The following is an 18,727-nucleotide window of genomic DNA, read 5'->3' as shown; positions in this document are numbered from 1 at the left end:
AGATCAATAAAATAGATTTTACCATTGAAGATATACAATAACCTTTCGGATTTTAAAAAATTAGATAATGCCATTGTTACCATTGGCACTTTTGATGGTGTGCATTTCGGACATCAAAAAATCATCAAACAACTGGTGCAAAAGGCAAAGACAGATAACGGAGAAAGTGTTATACTAACATTTTTCCCGCATCCGAGAATGATTATCGATCCTGAAAACCAGGATCTGAAAATGATTAACACGATTAATGAAAAAGCAGAAATTTTAAAGGGTTTAGGCGTAGATCATCTGATTATTACCCCTTTTACCCGCGATTTCTCCAATCAGCTACCGGAAGATTATATTAAAAATACCTTGGTCGATAATATAGGCACCAGGCACATCATTATCGGATACGATCACCGTTTTGGCAAAGACCGCTCCGGCAATTTAAGCATCTTAAAGGCTGCCGGCACACATTTCGGTTTTACCGTTGAAGAAATTATGGAACAGGATATTCATGATGTGGCGGTAAGTTCAACCAAGATCCGACAGGCACTTTTAGCCGGTGATGTTGGGCTGGCTAACGATTACCTCGGCTACCCTTTCTCTATTTTTGGAAAGGTAATTAAAGGCGATAAAATAGGCAGAACGATTGGTTTCCCAACGGCCAATATCTTTGTAGAAGAAATTTACAAACTGATTCCAGGCGATGGCATTTATGCGGTAACAGTTGAAATGAGTTCGGAGTTTAGAGTGGAGAGTGGTTCAGCGCTAGGCGTTGAGGGCTTAGCGGTGGATCAACGCCAAACGCTAAACGCCAAACACCAAACTTATCAAGGTATGGCTTATATCGGGCAGCGACCAACCATTAATGGGATGACACGAAATATTGAAGTTAATATTTTTGATTTTAACCAGGAAATTTATGGACAGGACATCAAGATGAATTTCTTGAAATTCTTACGTCACGATGTAAAATTTACCGGATTAGAAGCGCTGACCGTTCAATTGCAAAAAGATAAAGAAGCGACGCTCGATTATTTTAACAGGTAAATATTTTAGCTTATCCAACACGATCGTCATCTCGACTGAAATGCAGTGGAATGGAGAGATCTATCTAAACAGATTTAGCTTCGCTGAGCACTTCGTGGTTCTCGATTTCGTTGCACTCCGCTCGAAATGACGGTAAATAGAGACTAGAGTGATTTTATAAACTCAATTTTAATATCTAAGTCAAAAGGGTATTTAAGTCTGTTTAAATCAGATTTCTCTTTCAAAAAAGCCTTATTTTCGTTATATTAGCGGCAATGAGGCTTTTTTACATCATTTTCTTTCTCTCTATCTCCATTAATTTTGCGGTCTTCGCATCGCAAAAACAAAGAAATGATGCCGCATTAAAAAACACTAAAATCAGTTTCTTTTCGTGTAAAAAAAACATCAACCATAATCTTGGGTTCAATCAGGATAATGAAAGCCTGCAAAAAGATTTTATTAACAGTTCTGTTGTAAAAATATCTTCCAGTGCTTTTGTTCTGATCACTTTTTGGCTATTCCTTTTTTTCAAGAACAAAACCATCAATACAAAAGTTGTAATCAAAAGATTAAAGTATAATTATTGGTGCCTGTTTAAGATGCTCTATCCAAAACATGTTTTTTGGTAAGTAATTTCATTTTTAACCACTTCAATGTGGGTTTTCAATAAAATGCCAGGCACCAATTATGCCTGGAAATAAATTATTTAAACACCATTACCTTTTATATAGATGCATTTACCCGATTTAATAGCCGACTTAGGATTAATTCTTGCCGCAGCAGGAATAACCACACTTATCTTTAAAAAAATAAAACAGCCCTTGGTTTTGGGCTACATATTGGCTGGCCTTTTGGTTGGCTCACATTTAGATTTTTTCCCCTCAGTTACCGACACCAAGAGTATTAATATTTGGGGCGAAATTGGTGTAATTTTCCTGCTATTCAGCCTTGGTTTAGAATTCAGTTTCAAAAAACTGGTGAAAGTTGGCGGATCCGCTTCCATCACCGCAATTGTAAAAGTCCTTTTTATCATTCTGGCAGGTTACTTAGTTGGTAAAGGCATGGGCTGGAAAGATATGGACAGTTTGTTTTTAGGTGGGATCTTATCCATATCCTCAACCATGATTACCATAAAAGCCTTCGAAGAACTCGGGTTAAAGCATAAAAAGTTTGCTGGTCTGGTTTTCGGAGTTTTAATTGTTGAAGATCTGGTGGCGATCTTATTATTGGTGCTATTTTCTACATTAGCGGTAAGTCAGCAATCGGCAGGTACAGAAATGCTGTATTCTATCTTAAAACTAGCATTCTTTTTAGTGCTTTGGTTTTTGGGCGGAATATTTTTGATCCCTTCATTTCTTAAAGCAACCAAAAAATTAATGAATGATGAAACCATGCTGGTGGTATCGTTAGGTTTGTGTTTGGTGATGGTATTATTAGCAGATAAAGTTGGTTTCTCTCCTGCGCTGGGTGCATTTATTATGGGCTCTATTTTAGCCGAAACTACACAGGCCGAAAGAATAGAACACTTAACAAAATCTGTTAAAGACTTATTTGCCGCGGTCTTCTTTGTTTCGGTTGGTATGCTGATTGATCCTGCTATGCTTGTTAAATACGCCGTTCCTATTTTAGTCGCTTCGGTGGTTATCATCTTCGGAAAAATCATTTTTACCATTTTAGGTGCATTATTGTCTGGGCAGCCACTAAAAACTTCGGTACAATCGGGCATGAGTTTGGCACAAATTGGTGAGTTTTCATTTATCATTGCCTCATTAGGCCTAACCCTTAAAGTAACCAGCGATTTTCTCTATCCTATTGCCGTGGCAGCAGCAGCTATCACAACTTTTACCACACCTTATCTCATTAAACTATCAGAACCTTTTTATCAATACTTAAACCGTGCTTTACCCAAAAAATGGTTAGACGGAATCGAAAGGTACAGTTCGAGTACTGAAGGGATTACCACTTTAAGCGATTGGAAAGTGTTATTAAGGTCTTATATTTTTAATACAATAATCCACTCGGTCATCATTATAGCAATCATATTTCTTGCTTACCGATACCTTCAGCCTTTTATTGTAAGCAATCTTTCAAATAATTTAACTTCTATTATCATCAGTGTAGTGGTTTCGTTCATTTTAATGTCGCCATTTTTATGGGCATTATCTATCCGAAGGATTCAACGAACAGCCTATTCTCACCTTTGGCTGAATAAAAAATATACCCGTGGCCCGTTAATTGCCATTGAATTTTTCAGAATAGCCTTAGGGATCTTCTTTGTAGGGTTTCTAATGTATGAATTTTTTGATACCTGGATTGCTGCCGTAATTGCCTTAGGGTTAATCATTTTAGGCATGGTTATCTTCTCCAGGAAATTGCAGTCTTTTTACGATAAACTGGAAAGACGTTTCATGTTGAATCTGAATGCCCGTGAGCATCAAAAACCTGATATTCTACCTTGGGATACCCATTTAACAGAACTTACTGTTTCACCAGAATCAGAGGTGGTCGGAAAAACGCTTACCGAATTAATGATCAGGGAAAAATATGGGGTAAATATTGCCTTAATTGAGAGGGGAAGAAACAATATCCCAACACCAGGCAGAGATGAGCGGCTTTATCCTAATGATAAACTGTTGTTGATTGGTGCTGATGATCAATTGGCCGCTGTTAAGGCACTTTTAGAAGTTGATGCTCCGGAAACAGCCGAAGAAAATAATTTTCCGAATAAAGAAATGACCTTGCAAAAAGTTGTGGTTCATACCGAATCGCCCGTTTATGGCCAGAGCATCAGAAATGCCGGTATCCGCGAAAAAGCACAGGCTTTAATTGTTGGTATTGAACGTGGTGCTGATAGAATATTGAATCCTTCATCCGACTTTGTGTTCGACAATGGCGATGTAATTTGGATTGTTGGGAACAATAAGAAGATCAAGGAGGTTATATAGATTAGTCAGGAGTCATTAGTCCGAAGCCGGGAGTCTATTGACTGAGGACTTTTGACTAAGGACTAAAAAGCATATCTTCGTGTATAACCTAACCTATGAAAGTTGACAGAGAAAAGAGTGAGTTTCTAGATGACATGATTGAGCAATGGCAAAGCGATGGCTTAATTAATGATGAAACAGGCGATAAACTCCGTAAAAGTTATGAAGCCAAAAATTTTGATTGGCTCCGTTTAGCACAATATGCTTTTTGGGTAGCCTTAGCTTGTGGTTTTATTGCTCTTGGATCACTCCTTATTGATAATTCGATTTTAAACTATTTAAAAAGGGTTTACAATACACCAAATATCGTTATCGCTATTGTTTCTGGTGGATTGGCGGGATGGCTTTATATCCTGGGGTTTAGGCGGAAGAAGAAGCTGGCGCATTTAAAGTTTAGCAATGAGGCCATTGTGTTTTCTGCCATTTTACTCACGGCAAATGCCATTGCTTATTTCGGAAAGGTACTGGATAATGGATCTGGTAATTTCTCTATCCTGATTTTAATATCTGTTTTCATTTATGGTGCTTTAGGTTATATCTTCAATTCACGTTTAATCTGGATTTTTGCCTTGCTATCTTTAGGTGCCTGGTTTGGCACAGAAACAGGTTATTTAAGCCGATGGAATTATTATTTCCTTGGCATGAATTACCCTTTACGTTTCGTGGTTTTCGGAGCAGCATTAACCGCAGCATCTTTTATTATGAAAGCTTTTCCTAAAACGCAAAATTTCTTTCAGGTCACCTATATCGCAGGGATGGTTTACTTGTTTGTATCACTTTGGGCTTTATCGGTGTTCGGCAATTTCGCCAGCTTAGAAGAATGGTATACCGTGAGGCAGTTAAGTTTATTTTATTGGGCATTAATTTCCGCAGTAATCTGTGTTGCAAGTACTTTACTCGGCTTAAAATACCACGATGATATTGCAAGGGAATTCGGTATTACCTTTCTCTTCATCAACCTTTACACACGCTATTTCGAGTATTTCTGGGACAGTTGGCATAAAGCCTTATTCTTCTCTGTGCTAGCAGCTTCTTTTTGGTTGATAGGCAGAAAAGCAGAGAAAATATGGAATGTGGAGTTTTTGAAGTAATATCCTGAGATTAATTAAAATACACTAATCGTCATCTCGACCGTAGTGGAGAGATCTACGAATTGAAAAAGTCAGACACTGTCTGACGAATTTGAAAATCTTAAAATTCAGATCAGTTTCAAAAATTTAAAATGAATTAATTCAGATGAAAATATACCAGCAAGCATTAGCCCTCAGAGAAAGAAGAAGAGGTTTCCATATCATTACCGACGAGGTTGAGGATGCCTTGCCCCAAATTGACGAGATTAACATTGGAATTTGCCAGGTTTTTATACAGCATACCTCGGCTTCACTAACGATTAACGAGAATGCAGATCCTACAGTAAGGGTAGATTTTGAAATGTTCTTTAATAAAACGGTAAAGGAAAACGATCCCGATTATGAGCACGACTATGAGGGATCGGACGATATGCCTGCACATTTAAAATCTGCACTTTTAGGGAGTGCTGTAACTATCCCAATCAGAAATGGCAGATTAGCGCTGGGTACCTGGCAGGGCATTTACCTTTGCGAACATCGCAATCATGGTGGACAACGAAGGTTAATTATTACTGCCTGGGGAACATAAATTTATGCTTTTTTCACTTCTTCTTTAATTTCAGGGTGATTATCCTGTATAGATTTACCTTCGGTTTCTATTTCAATTTCTTTGGTTGTTACCGCATAATGTGAAGGATAAATCTCCGATCCAAAGGCAACAGCATAAGCTTTAGTAAATTCGGCACCAAAATATAAAATGATAGAAGAATAGTAAGTCCATAAAAGCACAACCACTAACGAACCTGTTGCACCATAAGTGCCACCCACATTGCTTTGCCCAATATAAATGGAGATGGCAAATTTACCGATCATAAATAATATAGCAGTAACTATTGCACCTGCCATTACATCACGCCATTTGATAATTGCATCAGGCAATACCTTAAATATTACACCAAATATCAATGATATAACAGCCAGGGTTATAATTTGGTTGAAGATGTAAAATACAACAACAGATACTTCGGCAAACCTAGCCTGCAGGCGGCCGCTAAAAGCATCTAATACCGAAGTAACGGCCAATGAAACCAATAGCACGAAACCCAGGCTAATAATTACCGAAAAAGACAAAAAACGATTCTGCAACATTTTCACCCACCCTCTTTTAGGTTTGGGCTTTACTCCCCAAATGGTGTTGATAGAATCCTGAATATCGCCAAAAACGGTAGTTGCACCAATTAACAGGGTGATGATACCAATGATTAAAGCAATAGTGCTTTTTCCATCCAAATAGGCATTTTTGATCAACTGTTGTAAGGAAACGGCCGATTCCCTGCCTAAAAATCCTTCAAGTTGGGCATAAACCTGTCCTTCGGCTATTTCTCTTCCTAAAAATATGCCGCACAAAGAGATAATTACCACAAGTAATGGCGCCATAGAAAACACAGTATAATAGGCTAATGAGCCACTAAGTTTCGTTACCTTATGATTGTTAAACCCAGTAAACGATGCTTTCAAAATGCCCCATATTCCTTTTAAAGTGATTTTCCGCTTTTCCATAAACAAACTATTTTAGTTGAGATACTCTAAACTTAAACCACTTCTTTTTTGAATTGTTTGTGAATTATAAACAAAGTAGGAATGAAAAGAAATTAAATGCACAAAAAAAGCTCCTGACTTTAATCGGAGCTTTATTCTTTTTTATTAGCTGATTTAGACTATTTGGCCTTAATCCATAATGCGAGATCGTTAACCAAAGTTTCTGATACGCTTACAGCAGCCTGATATTGAGCCATAGTACCCTTTTCGGTTTGGGAACTCAACAGGTGGTTTAAATCCGGATAAAATTTAAGCACCACATTTTTCTTTTTGCCCAAAGCATCATTCCATAAATCAAAATCTACTTTACCTACCTGAAAGTCATTACCACCTTGCAATACGTAGATTTTAGGCTTAGAAAGGCTTTTAGCTACAGCAACCTGGTTGTAGCTATTTAAATCTGCCCAATATTTTGCTGGCAATCCTAAAATTACAGAATCAGGCTTTATGGTTGTTCCCAACTGTGAAATTCTGCTTTTATCAATTTCCACAGCAGCATCTGCCAATTGTTTCTTAAAAGCAGCGGTTGTATCATTAGCCTGATCGAACATATACTTATTCTGATCAACAATAATATCCGTTAATTTTCTTGCAGGTGTTGCCGCCAAAATAATCCCCGCCAAATCAGGTGTTATGGCTGCTATTTTAGGGGCCAACATTCCACCTAAACTATGACCGAATACATAAACAGCTTTTGGATTGGCTCCAACAACTGTTTTTGCAAGAGTTATAGCTGCAGCTGCATCATCCAGCACCTCTTCTTTTACAGTGAAAGCTTTATTAAATTCGTTAGGATAGATTAAAGTTCGTTTTACGTATCGAACTGAAGCAATTCCCTTAGAAGCTAAACCGCCAGCAAGATCTTTAAAAGGCTTATTCGCACCAATAGTTTCATCCATATCAGCAGGTCCGGAACCATGCACAAAAACCACGATAGGGAAATTTTTGACATTTTTTGGCGTGGTAATAATGGCCGCCAATTGTTTTCCTGCCGGACCAATATATACTGACTTTTCCTGGTATAAACCTGTATCTACATAACTTGGTTTTAAATAAGAGGAAGTTTTTCTGGAGGGTGCCAGAAAGATTCCGACAATTTTTTGTTGTTTATTAAAACCTAAAATAAAGTTCTGATCTCCGTTAGCAAATTTACCTTCAACCGTTACAGCAAAAAACTCGCCCTGGGCTTTACTTTGAACGGCATCCAATGATTCTGCCTTTCCATATTTGGTTCCAATGTCACCCCAAAGTTTCTGTAAGTTGTCTTCCGTCAGTTTCGTTTTTAAAGTATCGTCAAAGAAAGCGTGGGCATCTTTAAATTTCTCTTCCTGTAAAAGTTTAAAAAAGTCGTTTGCGCCATTGAAAAGCTGGATCACATTTTGAGAAAATGCTGAAGTGGCAAATAATAAAGCGATTATGAATAAAAGGCTCTTTTTCATTCGTATAATATTGTTTTTAGAGTAATTAAACCATTATGATTCCACATTAAATCTGGAATCATGATCGTTTTTGTTTTGTTTGGTTGTTTGCAATACCCAAAGTTAACAATATTTGGTTCTGAAAAGCCTTTAATTAAACTAATCATTTAGTTTTAACTATTTTTAACATTTGCTCTAAGTTTTTTCCATAGAATATACGGAATAAACATCATTATCAAAGCAACAAGTGGTGGGATCAGCAACGATATTCCATCGCCAACAAATGCTCTTGAAGCAAAAGCGCCAATAAAATTGATGGCAAAACCTGCATAAGCCCATTCTTTAATGGCTGTATATTTATTCTGTAAAATTGATACTGCCCCAAGCAATTTTGAAATGCCTACAATAATGAGCATATACATCGGATATCCGAGGTGTTTAAGTACTTCTTTACCTGCTTCCTGCTGTGTTACTCCACCAAAGCCGTCCATAATCATCATTAAAGCGAAAATAATGGTTACAATCCAATACCAGGTCGTTAGCTTTTTCATATTTACTTATTTTTGTCGTAATTAATTAACCAATTATTCCCAAAACGGTCTGTTAAATCGCCGAAAAGTGCGCCCCAAAAGGTTTCCTGTAAAGGGTGTGAGGCTCTGCCACCGACTGAAAGTTTATGGTAAAAAGCTTTTGCCTCTTCTTCGGAATTGCAGTTGAGCATCATTGACACGGAGTTTCCTTTTACAAGTCCCCTTTCTTCAACCATATCAGTACCCATAATTACCATTTCATCTTTAGCTAAAACGGCATGCACCACACGCTTTCGTATGATATTAGGCATTTTTTCTGCAAAAGCCGATTCTCCAATAGTTTCGAGTGTTAGTTCTCCACCCAGGCAATCCTGGTAAAAAGTCATTGCTTCCTGGCAATTACCATTAAAGGTGATATATGAATTTATGCTAGCCATTTGTTCCTATTTATTTGATGCCATTAAGCAATCAGTTCTCCTTCATACATTTCGGCATCAGCCCTTAACCATACAAACATAAAGGGTGGTCACAGTAAGCGGAACACGTAGAAACGACAATTGCGGGGGTTGTTTACGACAATCAGCCTTATTATATTTGAGATATGAAACATGTATCTATCTTAATTCCAGAGACTGCGGTAATCGAAGCCATTGCAGATCCACGTTATTTATTTACCGCTGTTAACGAATTTTTACAGGCATCGGGTAAATTGCCGCTTTTTAAAGTGGAGCTGGTAGCCATGACAAAAGAGGTAAAGCTGAATAATAGTCTTTTTTCGGTACATGCCGATAAATTATTGCATGAAGTGGAACATACCGATCTGATTTTTGTTCCGGCAATAAGTGGTAATGTAGGATATGCCATGGAGGCAAATCAGGATCTGTTGCCCTGGATTATAAAACAGCATGCAAAAGGTGCAGAAGTGGCCTCCCTCTGTATGGGTGCATTTTTACTCGCTGCAACGGGTTTATTAGATGGAAGAAAATGTTCTACGCATTGGCTGTTTGCCAACCAATTTAGAGAAATGTTCCCCAAAGTAGAACTGGTAGATGGCAGTATTATTACCGATGCCCAGGGTTTATATTCGAGCGGTGGTGCAAATTCGTACTGGAACCTACTTTTATACCTGGTAGAGAAACATACGGATCGGGATACCGCCATTTTAGCCGCTAAATATTTCGCTATTGATATCGATCGTGAAAGTCAGCTGGCTTTTATGATGTTCCAGGGACAAAAAGGACATGAGGATGCAAAAATTAAAAAGGCCCAGGAATTTATTGATGGAAATTACCAGGAACGGATTACAGTAGACCAACTGGCTGATATGCTGGCGTTGGGCAGAAGGAGTTTCGAGCGGAGATTTAAAAGTGCGACTAAAAATACGGTGATTGAGTACATTCAAAGGGTTAAAATTGAGGCTGCAAAGCGAAGTTTCGAATCGAGCAGAAAAAATATAACCGAGGTAATGTTTGATGTAGGTTATACCGATACCAAATCATTCAGGGATGTTTTTAAAAAAATAACGGGTTTAACGCCTATTGAATACCGCAATAAATATCATAAAGCGGTGCCTGTTTTACAGGTTTGACCTCATTTCTTAAAAAAAATCAAAAAAAAATAAAGCTACACACAATATATTCTATTTACAGCGTTTATGTATGTGAGAGCGTTAATTTAGATGACGGGGATACTGCCTAAGGGTGGAATCCCCGTTTCTTTTTAGCTAAGCGCAGAGCGAATGGGGCAGCAATTAAACGCATTCAGAGCTCCATGCCCAATACCCTCTGCTATTAAGCATAAAAAAGGGACATTGTTAAAAAATGTCCCTTTTTAAGATATATGATAGAGTTAAGAATTTTAGCTTTCTTGATCAGTAAAATCAACTGGTTTTTTCTCAAAATACTGATCGAAGTTTTGAACTTTTTTAGGTTTTAAGATTACATATAAACCTAAACCGATCAATACCATTGGTATACTAATCCTAAACAGATCAAAATCAAATATGTTTATCGCTTTAAAAGTAAATAAGCCTCCAATAATAGTTAATGCTAACCAACCGCTTCCTTTAAAGTCTTTACGGTAACCCATCCACAAACCAATACCCAACATAATGGTGTGCCATCTCAAGATCCAATGTGGAACATCTATGCCCGAGTTTCTTAATAAGAATACCGAACCGATGGCAATGATTAAAATGCCTAGACCAACTTGTTTATCTGCGTGATTTTTTTTGATTAAATTTTCCATGACCGTTTTGTTTTATGAATCAAATGTATCACGAATAGCAATGCTGGAGAATGGTTTTTCCCTTAGTTATGATGTTTTATCGGTGAGTGAAATAAAACTGTCGGTAAAAATTTTTGGAGAATTTGAGAGAAGGGAAAAATAATCGGTGAAATTATCAGTTTTGCCACGGAAACACTGAGAACGCGGAATTAAAACTTAATTTCCTTAACTCCTTTACTAAAAATTAGATCGCCATTGAGAAATTAAGATCATTAAAAAAATTTCTTTTGGCGCAATAAGGGGAAATGAACCAATGATTAATTAACCAGTGAACTAATAGCTATTCAAAAATGATAATATCCGCCCCATCACTCATGATTACTTTTGAAGTGATATTAATGAATAAGCCATGCGCCAGTAAGCCGTTAATCTGATTTAGATCAGAAGCTAATTTTGCAGGATCGTCAATAAGGCCAAAATCAGCGTCTATAATCACGTTCCCATTGTCGGTAATAAATGTTTGGTTATCTACAGTTCTTAATATACCCTTTCCACCAAGTTTGTTAATTTGATCGAATACATATTGATAAGCTAATGGAACTACTTCAACAGGAACAGTAAAAGCGCCTAATTTTTTAACTTTTTTTGAAGCGTCGGTAATAATGATTGCATTTTTACTCAATGAAGCAATTATTTTCTCTCTAAACAATGCTCCGCCCCCGCCTTTAATCAGATCAAGCGATTCTGTAAATTCATCAGCCCCATCAATACTGATATCAATTTGGCTTAAGCGACCAAGCTCAAGAATTTTAATGCCTAGCGATTTCGCGAGTTCTTCCGTTCGAATGGAACTTGCAGCTGCTTTTATTTGAAGTCCGTTTTTTACAAGTTTCCCCAATTCAATAATAGCAAATGTTGTGGTAGAACCCGTGCCTAAGCCAACTACATCGCCATCTTTAACAAATTTTACAGCAGCCTGGGCAGCTGCCAATTTCTCTGCATCTTGTTGGGTTTTATCTGTAGTAGCCATAAAGTAAAAATAGGTTTAATTGATAAACATCCAAAAATGAAAAAAATTTTGCACCTGATGCAATAAATCGTTTTAATAGCGTTTATGTATATGAGAGCGTTAATTTAGATGACGGGGATACTGCCTAAGGGTGGAATCCCCGTTTCTTTTTTACGCACCTATGGTAACGTCATCCTGAAGAATAATTTATGGTATAAAAATTAATGTGCGTGACAGATGTACCAAGAAATTTGAATACCTAGAAGTATCGTCTCTCGACCGCAGTGGAGAAATCTTTAACCAGATTTCAGTAACTCAGTTTAAAAGATCTCTCCACTCCGCGTTGCTCCGGTCGAGATGACGACCGCTTTAGTAAAATTCTACCTATGATAGCGGACGTAAGGATTTTTTTTAGTTAATATTCCCTGTGATAAATCCGATGGCTATGGTTCGACTGATTTTTTTAATAACCCAATGCCCACTTACAATCAAATCAAAAAAAATTGCACCAAATACAATAAATCGGTTTTACAGCGTTAATGTATATGAGAGCGTTAATTTAGATGATGGGGATTCTGCAATAGTGGAATCCCCATTTCTTTTTTACACATCTATGCGTCATGTCATCCTGAAGAATAATTTATGGTATAAAAATCAATGTGAGTGAAAGATGTACCAAGAAATTTGAATACCTGGAAGTATCGTGCTTTCGACCGCAGTGGAGAAATCTTTAACCAGATTTCAGTGACTCGGTTTAAAAGATCTCTCCACTCCGCGTTGCTCCGGTGGAGATGACGACCGCTCTAGTAAAATTCTACCTATGATAGCGGACGTAAGGATTCCCTAAGAATTCGTCATTGCGAGAAGGCTTTTTCAGCCGACGAAGCAATCTTTCTAGCAAGAATTGTTCGCGTGAAAGATTGCTTCGTCGTTCCTCCTCGCAATGACGCCCTTTCTCGGACCCCTGTCAAATGATAGCCGAGTCGAAGGATCGTTCCATTTTAAAGACCCTGAAATAAATCCAGGGTGACGACTGGCAGTATAGATTTCTACTCAATTTTTGCCATAAAAAAACGGCTGGCATTTCTACCAACCGTTTTTCCTAACAACCAACTTATTTATTTAAAGAGTTTATCCAGGCTGCAATTTTTAAAGCTTCTGCTTTGGTTACTTGTGGCATTGGCGGCATTTCTGTTGAATAACCCGGCCAGTTTTGTGGTTGCGGATTGTGGATCAACTGAAATATTTTCTCTGGTGAATATTTACGTTTTGCAATTTCTGCGAATGGCGGGCCAATCTGTCTTTTGGTTTGGTTATGGCAGGCCAGACAAGTATTTTTAGTTAACAAACCCTCAACCTCTTTAAAAGTAGGTGCTTTAGCAGTAGCCACAGGCTTAGCTGGGGTAGACGCTCCTTTGGCTTCTGGTGCTTTTCCTGTTGTTGCCTTTGGTACAGCAGTTTTCCTGGCAGGAGTATTTACTGGTGTTGCTGAGTTTTTAGTACTCACTTCGCTGGCAGAAAGTTTATTTCCATCAGGAATTTGATTCAAGGTATAATAAGCCACCGGATGAACCAAAGAATAAAAACCATCTTGCGATCTTAAACCATCTAATGTTAACGTATGGATATAATATTGGCGAAGGTTTTTAACCACAATCCTGGCTTTTAAACCATCAGGTGAAACTTTAACCCCAGAAATTTTTAACTTCTCTGTGTTTACAGGAGGTGAACCATACACCGGGTGATATTTGTAAATAAAACTTTCTGCATCATAAGAAGCTAAGTCTTCAGCCGATTTACGATCAACAGGCATCGTAAATTCCACTTCAAAACCATCTGGCATTGCCCTAACGGCTTTCATTTCGAAAGGGGTTTTATTGTTATAAACCAGTCTTTCTAAACCTTCATTAGCATCACCAGCCGATCCCCAACCACGGTTTGTTTCTCCAACAAATAGTGAACCATCCGTTCCCCATTCTAATCTTAACACTCCTGAACGGAAACCTTTACGGAAAAGGAAAGCGGCACCTTGTTCTTCACCTTTTACCGTCTCCATAAAAATTCTCGAGATAATACTCATTCCCTGATCGCCAACCAAAATCTGTCCAGCAAATGGCCCAAATGTATTGGCAGGAATTTTAACAGGTTCTGCAGAAGAAATACCCAATATACCATAAGGCAACCAAACCGATGGCAAACGCAGTTCAGGAAATACTTTTTTCATGTCGAATAAAGTCTTAAACGTTTCGTTTACCCTATTTTCTGGTTTAATGTATCTTCCCTGTTCATTCTTCGTTCTACGCTCGTCTATTTGAGAATAAAAGAAATCTGACTGCAGCTTAACCGGAGAGTTAGGCAGGTTAGTCCACCTTAAACTAGCCGGGTGCCCCATAAAGTCGCCTTTGTTTACTTTCCACAAACCACCAGATCCTACCCAGTCGCCCTGGTTTTCAGTATAATAAAACTGACCATCAATACTGCCAATACCGGCTGGCGAACGGAAACCCGCAGCATACGGGCTCATTTTACCATCTTCGGTTATATTCATGGCCCAACCGCGCATAGGTACACGGCTTTCGGCGCGCCACCATTCTTCGTCGCCAAAGGCCACATTTGCGGTAACCATAAAGGTACCATCTGGCATTATTTTCGGACCGAAACTATATTCGTGGTAGTGCCCGCTTAAAGGCCAGGCATAAACGGTTTCGTACACATCGGCTTTACCATCCTGGTCTTTATCTACCAATTTGGTTAATTCGCCACGCTGCGCTACATAGATTGCACCATTTTTATAGGCAATACCCAAAATTTCGTGCAGCCCATAGGCAAATCTGCGCCAGTAAGGTTTTGCACTTGTTGGATTTTCTACGATGTAAACCTCTCCCCTACGGGTTGAAACGCCTAAATCGCCATTTGGCAGGGTAACCAGACCACCCACTTCTAAAATCGGGCCTTCGGGTACGCGTACTTTATTTATTTTGAAAAAATCTTCTTCTTTCGGTGTTTCCTGAGCAAAAACTGTAGTAAAGCTAAAACTTAGTGCCAGTATTGCTAATTTTTTAAATGTATTTCTCATTATGATTACGACTAAAACAAAATGGTATAATTCAACTTACTTCCAATGGCTGCAATGATTTCCCATTTGCCATCCACATTTCTAATAACCGGCTTTGCAGTACCTTCGCCAAGCTGTATGTAATATGCTTTATCGTCAATTAAATACAAACCTTTTCCGGCTTCTTCAATGTTTGAAGCAGCAGCTAACAAGAAATAAAGATCTTTTGAGGGTTTATCAACAGTAATCTCTCTGCTTAAACCCTGTCCATTATCCATCACTTTAACCGCATCGGTAACATTTGTTCCGTTAATGATGTATTTAAATTCCGGACGGTCTTGTTTATCCATTACATAACCCTTCGTTCTGAAACCGGTACCAGCTGTATCGGCAACCCAATTGGCCTGGTCGTTTGCCAACTTTGAAATCGCCAAAACAGGTTGTTTGGTAAAACGCGTAACACTGCCCAAAGCGCGTGAGGTTCCGTTTCCGCGGCCATCCCACATGGGTGTAGCATCAATAAAATCACCATGCCAGCCCTGTAATAAGGTACCTTTATCCAAATCGTAGCTGTAGGCAACTTTTTCTGGACCGCCTACCGAAATAGCGTGTACGGAACGTACTCGTGGTGCTACATCTACAAAACTTCTGATCATATTGTTACTTGCAGCTTCAATATATATTGGATCTGCACCACCGTTCTGGTTTGGTTTTGGAATTTCAGATAACTCAGTGATCTGGATATTTCTGAACGCTACCGAACCATGATCGCCTTGCAAACGTAAAGGTCCTTTTGCTTTCTCAGCACCTGCAGCGCCCCTGGTTGCACCAAATAATTCAACATTTTCATGAATCAGCACCCCATTTAGTTCTGCACTGATGATTTTGGCATTTTGTGTTTTTTTGCCAGCTGCATCAAACTTTGGTGCCTGGAAGATAATTTTGATGTGTTGCCATAAACCTGGCGCCTTGCTTGCGTTCTGACGCGGCGCTACACCACCAAATCCTTTCTCGGCTTCGGGTTTGCTATCATCCCAGCGTTGATAAATACCGCCATTATTAGATGAAGTCGCATTTTTCAACCCCCATGCATCGTCAATCTGGATTTCATAATTACCTTGAAGATAAATTCCTGAATTTGTTCCTTTTGCCGTTAGATAATCTAATTCTAAGGCTATATCACCATACTCGTTGATGGTGTATAGATCGGACCCGGCTTTTTTTGCCGTAGAGTGGTTAACCAAAATCCCTTCACCTTTAACTGTTTTTAAAACATTTTCGGCGTTAAGGTCGGCCATAACATTTTGTGCCAGCGACCATGAATTTGAAGGATTTTTAAAAGCTGAAAGATCTTTGAGATCAATACGCTGGCCAAATGCCAACAGGGTTCCGCAAAGCCAGCAAATGGCTGTAAAACCCGTCTTTGAGATGTTCATATATTTGATTATTAGTTTTAGCCTAAAGCTAAATTTGGTTTAAAATCCACCGGATAATTGCTCTACCCGATGGATAATTTTATCTATTTTTCTGTTGATAACGAATAAGGGAAATCGGCTGGATTTGAACCTCTGGTTTTATTCGGCGTTGCTGTCATATTAAAGTTTAACACTGCACCTTTTTGTAAACCACTGTGGCTGATCCAGTTTTTAGAATATGGCTTACCATCCATCTGTAACGACTGAACATAACGGTTGTTATCGCTATTGGCTGCTGCATTAATCACCACAGTTTTACCATTTTCTAAAGTAATGGTCACCTTTTTAAACAAAGGAGCACCTAAAACATACTGATCAACCGCTGGTGTTACCGGGTAGAAACCCATTGCCGAGAAAACATACCAGGCAGAAGTTTGCCCGTTATCTTCGTCACCACAATATCCATCCGGAGTAGCTTTGTACATCCTGTTCATGGTTTCTCTTACCCAATACTGTGTCTTATAGGGAGCACCTCCATAGTTATACAGGTAAATCATGTGTTGAATCGGTTGGTTACCATGTGCGTACTGGCCCATGTTTGCAATCTGCATTTCGCGGATTTCGTGGATTACCCCACCGTAAGCGCTCTCATCAAATACCGGAGGCATAGAGAACACAGAATCTAATTTGGTTACAAATTGATTATGACCGCCCATTAGTTTGGCTAAACCATCAATATCCTGAAAAACCGACCAGGTATAGTGCCAGCTATTGCCTTCGGTAAATGCACCTCCCCATTTAAACGGACTGAATGGGCTTTGGAAAGTTCCATCCTGGTTTTTACCACGCATTAAACCTGAAGCCGGATCGAAAAGATTCTTGTAGTTCATGGCTCTTTTCTTATAGATATCAATCTCCGATGCTGATTTACCTAAAGCTTTTCCCAATTGGTAAATGGTAAAATCATCATAGGCATACTCTAATGTTTTAGCTGCATTTTCATTCTTTTTCACATCAAAAGGTACATAACCCAATTCATTGTAATATTTAACTCCGTCGCGGCCAACAGCTTCCATCGGACCTTCGTTGTTTGCGCCATGTTTTACCGCCTGCCATAAGGTTTCAATGTCGTAACCACGCATACCTTTAATATAAGCATCAGAAACTACCGAAGCAGAGTTGTTACCCACCATAATATTGGCATATCCCGGGCTGCTCCACTCTGGTAACCAACCACCTTCTTTATAATCGTTAATTAAGCCTTGTTGCATCTCTTTATTAATAGAAGGATAAACCAGGTTTAGGAAAGGGTATAATGCCCTGAACGTATCCCAGAAACCTGTACCAGCGAACATATAACCTGGTAAAACCTGTCCGTTGTATGGACTCCAGTGTACGATCTGGTTTTGTGCATCGATTTCATACAATTTATTCGGGAAGAACAAGGTGCGGTACATGGCAGAATAAAATGTACGGGTTTGATCAATCGTACCACCTTCAACTGCAATCTTGCTTAAGGTTTTGTTCCAGATTGCCCTGCCTTTTGCTTTTGTTGCATCGAAACCATCGTTAGCCAATTCTTTTTTTAAGTTTAAATCGGCCTGTTCAAAGCTGATGAATGAAGAAGCCACTTTTGCAATTACCTGCTCGCCTTTTTGTGTAGCGAAGCCGATTACTGCACCGGCATGGTCTACCGTTAGTTCTAAATCCTTTTCATTAAGTTTTTTATCATCCCAGGTTTTAGCTAACTTAAAATCTTTATTGAAATAGATTACAAAGTAATTTTTGAAATTTTTAGGCAGTGGACCGCGGGCATATTTAGTGGTATAGCCAATAATCTTTCTTTCAGCCGGAATGATTTTAATATAAGAGCCTTTGTTCTGTGCATCTACCACCACATAGGCACTATCTGTTTTAGGAAAAGTGAACCTAAACTGGGCAGCACGTTCTGTGGGCGTGATTTCGGTAGTTACATCAGCATCGGCCAAATAAACACTGTAATAATATGGCTTGGCAACTTCAGCTTTGTGGCTGAACCAACTGGCGCGGTCATCATCTGTGAATCGTAATTTACCAGTAACTGGCATTATAGAAAAAGCACCGTAATCATTCATCCAGGGCGAAGGCTGGTGCGTTTGTTTAAAGCCACGGATTTTGTCGGCATCATAAACATATGCCCATCCATCACCGTTTTTACCGGTTTGTGGTGTCCACATATTCATGCCCCAAGGCAATCCAATCGCCGGGTAAGTATTTCCATTAGATAGATCTGGTTTGGATGCGGTTCCCATTAAAGGGTTTATCCAATCTACCGGATCAGTAATTTTGCCTATTGTTTGCGCGAAACTGGTTGAAGCCGCGAAACTCAATAAGGCGATAAATAATCTTTTCATTTGTTGTGTTTGTG

The 18,727-nt window shown here is 38.8% G+C and carries 14 protein-coding genes; 5 read left to right on the top strand and 9 right to left on the bottom strand.

Translation table 11 applies throughout. From position 1 onward, the window contains the following. Positions 1-24: 24 nt before the first annotated feature. The 4 genes from OQX63_RS09795 (at position 25) to OQX63_RS09780 (ending at position 5,657) form a co-directional block, all read left to right on the top strand. Positions 25-1,035 carry a bifunctional riboflavin kinase/FAD synthetase gene (locus OQX63_RS09795; protein ID WP_265850693.1) on the top strand — a complete coding sequence of 337 codons (1,011 nt, stop codon included), beginning with the start codon at positions 25-27 and terminating at the stop codon, positions 1,033-1,035. A 710-nt stretch (positions 1,036-1,745) separates the two neighbouring features. Further along, a complete protein-coding gene (locus OQX63_RS09790; protein ID WP_265850692.1) occupies positions 1,746-3,959 on the top strand; it encodes a cation:proton antiporter in 2,214 nt (737 codons plus the stop codon). Positions 3,960-4,054: 95 nt separating this feature from the next. Further along, positions 4,055-5,089 (top strand): DUF2157 domain-containing protein, encoded by a 1,035-nt coding sequence (locus OQX63_RS09785; protein WP_265850691.1) that lies wholly within the window; start codon positions 4,055-4,057, stop codon positions 5,087-5,089. A 145-nt stretch (positions 5,090-5,234) separates the two neighbouring features. Continuing rightward, positions 5,235-5,657 carry a secondary thiamine-phosphate synthase enzyme YjbQ gene (locus OQX63_RS09780; RefSeq protein ID WP_265850690.1) on the top strand — a complete coding sequence of 141 codons (423 nt, stop codon included), beginning with the start codon at positions 5,235-5,237 and terminating at the stop codon, positions 5,655-5,657. A gap of 2 nt (positions 5,658-5,659) precedes the next feature. Here the strand turns inward: OQX63_RS09780 and OQX63_RS09775 are convergent, their stop codons facing one another. From OQX63_RS09775 to OQX63_RS09760, 4 genes are all read right to left on the bottom strand, one after another. Continuing rightward, entirely contained in the window at positions 5,660-6,628 is a 969-nt protein-coding gene (locus OQX63_RS09775) for a YihY/virulence factor BrkB family protein (protein WP_265850689.1), read from the bottom strand. Positions 6,629-6,786: 158 nt separating this feature from the next. Beyond that, positions 6,787-8,106, bottom strand: a complete 1,320-nt coding sequence (locus OQX63_RS09770; protein WP_265850688.1) for a DUF3887 domain-containing protein — start codon at positions 8,104-8,106, stop codon at positions 6,787-6,789. 152 nt (positions 8,107-8,258) lie between these two features. Continuing rightward, positions 8,259-8,636: a DoxX family protein gene (locus OQX63_RS09765; RefSeq protein WP_265850687.1), complete on the bottom strand. Its 378-nt coding sequence runs from the start codon at positions 8,634-8,636 to the stop codon at positions 8,259-8,261. Positions 8,637-8,638: 2 nt separating this feature from the next. Then, positions 8,639-9,052 (bottom strand): VOC family protein, encoded by a 414-nt coding sequence (locus OQX63_RS09760; protein WP_265850686.1) that lies wholly within the window; start codon positions 9,050-9,052, stop codon positions 8,639-8,641. A 164-nt stretch (positions 9,053-9,216) separates the two neighbouring features. Here OQX63_RS09760 and OQX63_RS09755 point away from each other — a divergent pair, with 164 nt between their 5' ends. After that, entirely contained in the window at positions 9,217-10,203 is a 987-nt protein-coding gene (locus tag OQX63_RS09755; protein ID WP_265850685.1) for a GlxA family transcriptional regulator, read from the top strand. 269 nt (positions 10,204-10,472) lie between these two features. Here OQX63_RS09755 and OQX63_RS09750 read toward each other — a convergent pair whose 3' ends face one another. The 5 genes from OQX63_RS09750 to OQX63_RS09730 all read right to left on the bottom strand — a co-directional run bounded on the left by OQX63_RS09750 (position 10,473) and on the right by OQX63_RS09730 (position 18,713). Then, positions 10,473-10,862: a LiaF transmembrane domain-containing protein gene (locus OQX63_RS09750; RefSeq protein ID WP_265850684.1), complete on the bottom strand. Its 390-nt coding sequence runs from the start codon at positions 10,860-10,862 to the stop codon at positions 10,473-10,475. Between the two features lie 319 nt (positions 10,863-11,181). After that, positions 11,182-11,871 (bottom strand): ribose-5-phosphate isomerase RpiA, encoded by a 690-nt coding sequence (gene rpiA / locus OQX63_RS09745; RefSeq protein ID WP_265850683.1) that lies wholly within the window; start codon positions 11,869-11,871, stop codon positions 11,182-11,184. A gap of 1,093 nt (positions 11,872-12,964) precedes the next feature. After that, the gene (locus tag OQX63_RS09740; RefSeq protein WP_265850682.1) at positions 12,965-14,926 is read right to left on the bottom strand and encodes a c-type cytochrome; all 1,962 of its coding nucleotides are present in this window, start codon (positions 14,924-14,926) and stop codon (positions 12,965-12,967) included. A gap of 11 nt (positions 14,927-14,937) precedes the next feature. After that, positions 14,938-16,341 (bottom strand): 3-keto-disaccharide hydrolase, encoded by a 1,404-nt coding sequence (locus OQX63_RS09735; RefSeq protein ID WP_265850681.1) that lies wholly within the window; start codon positions 16,339-16,341, stop codon positions 14,938-14,940. A gap of 83 nt (positions 16,342-16,424) precedes the next feature. Beyond that, the gene (locus OQX63_RS09730; protein WP_265850680.1) at positions 16,425-18,713 is read right to left on the bottom strand and encodes a GH92 family glycosyl hydrolase; all 2,289 of its coding nucleotides are present in this window, start codon (positions 18,711-18,713) and stop codon (positions 16,425-16,427) included. Between the last annotated feature and the right edge of the window lie 14 nt (positions 18,714-18,727).

This window comes from Pedobacter sp. PF22-3 (assembly GCF_026239555.1).
GTDB lineage: Bacteria > Bacteroidota > Bacteroidia > Sphingobacteriales > Sphingobacteriaceae > Pedobacter.
Note: the sequence above shows the minus strand (reverse complement) of the source record. Positions and strands in the feature narration are given on the sequence as shown.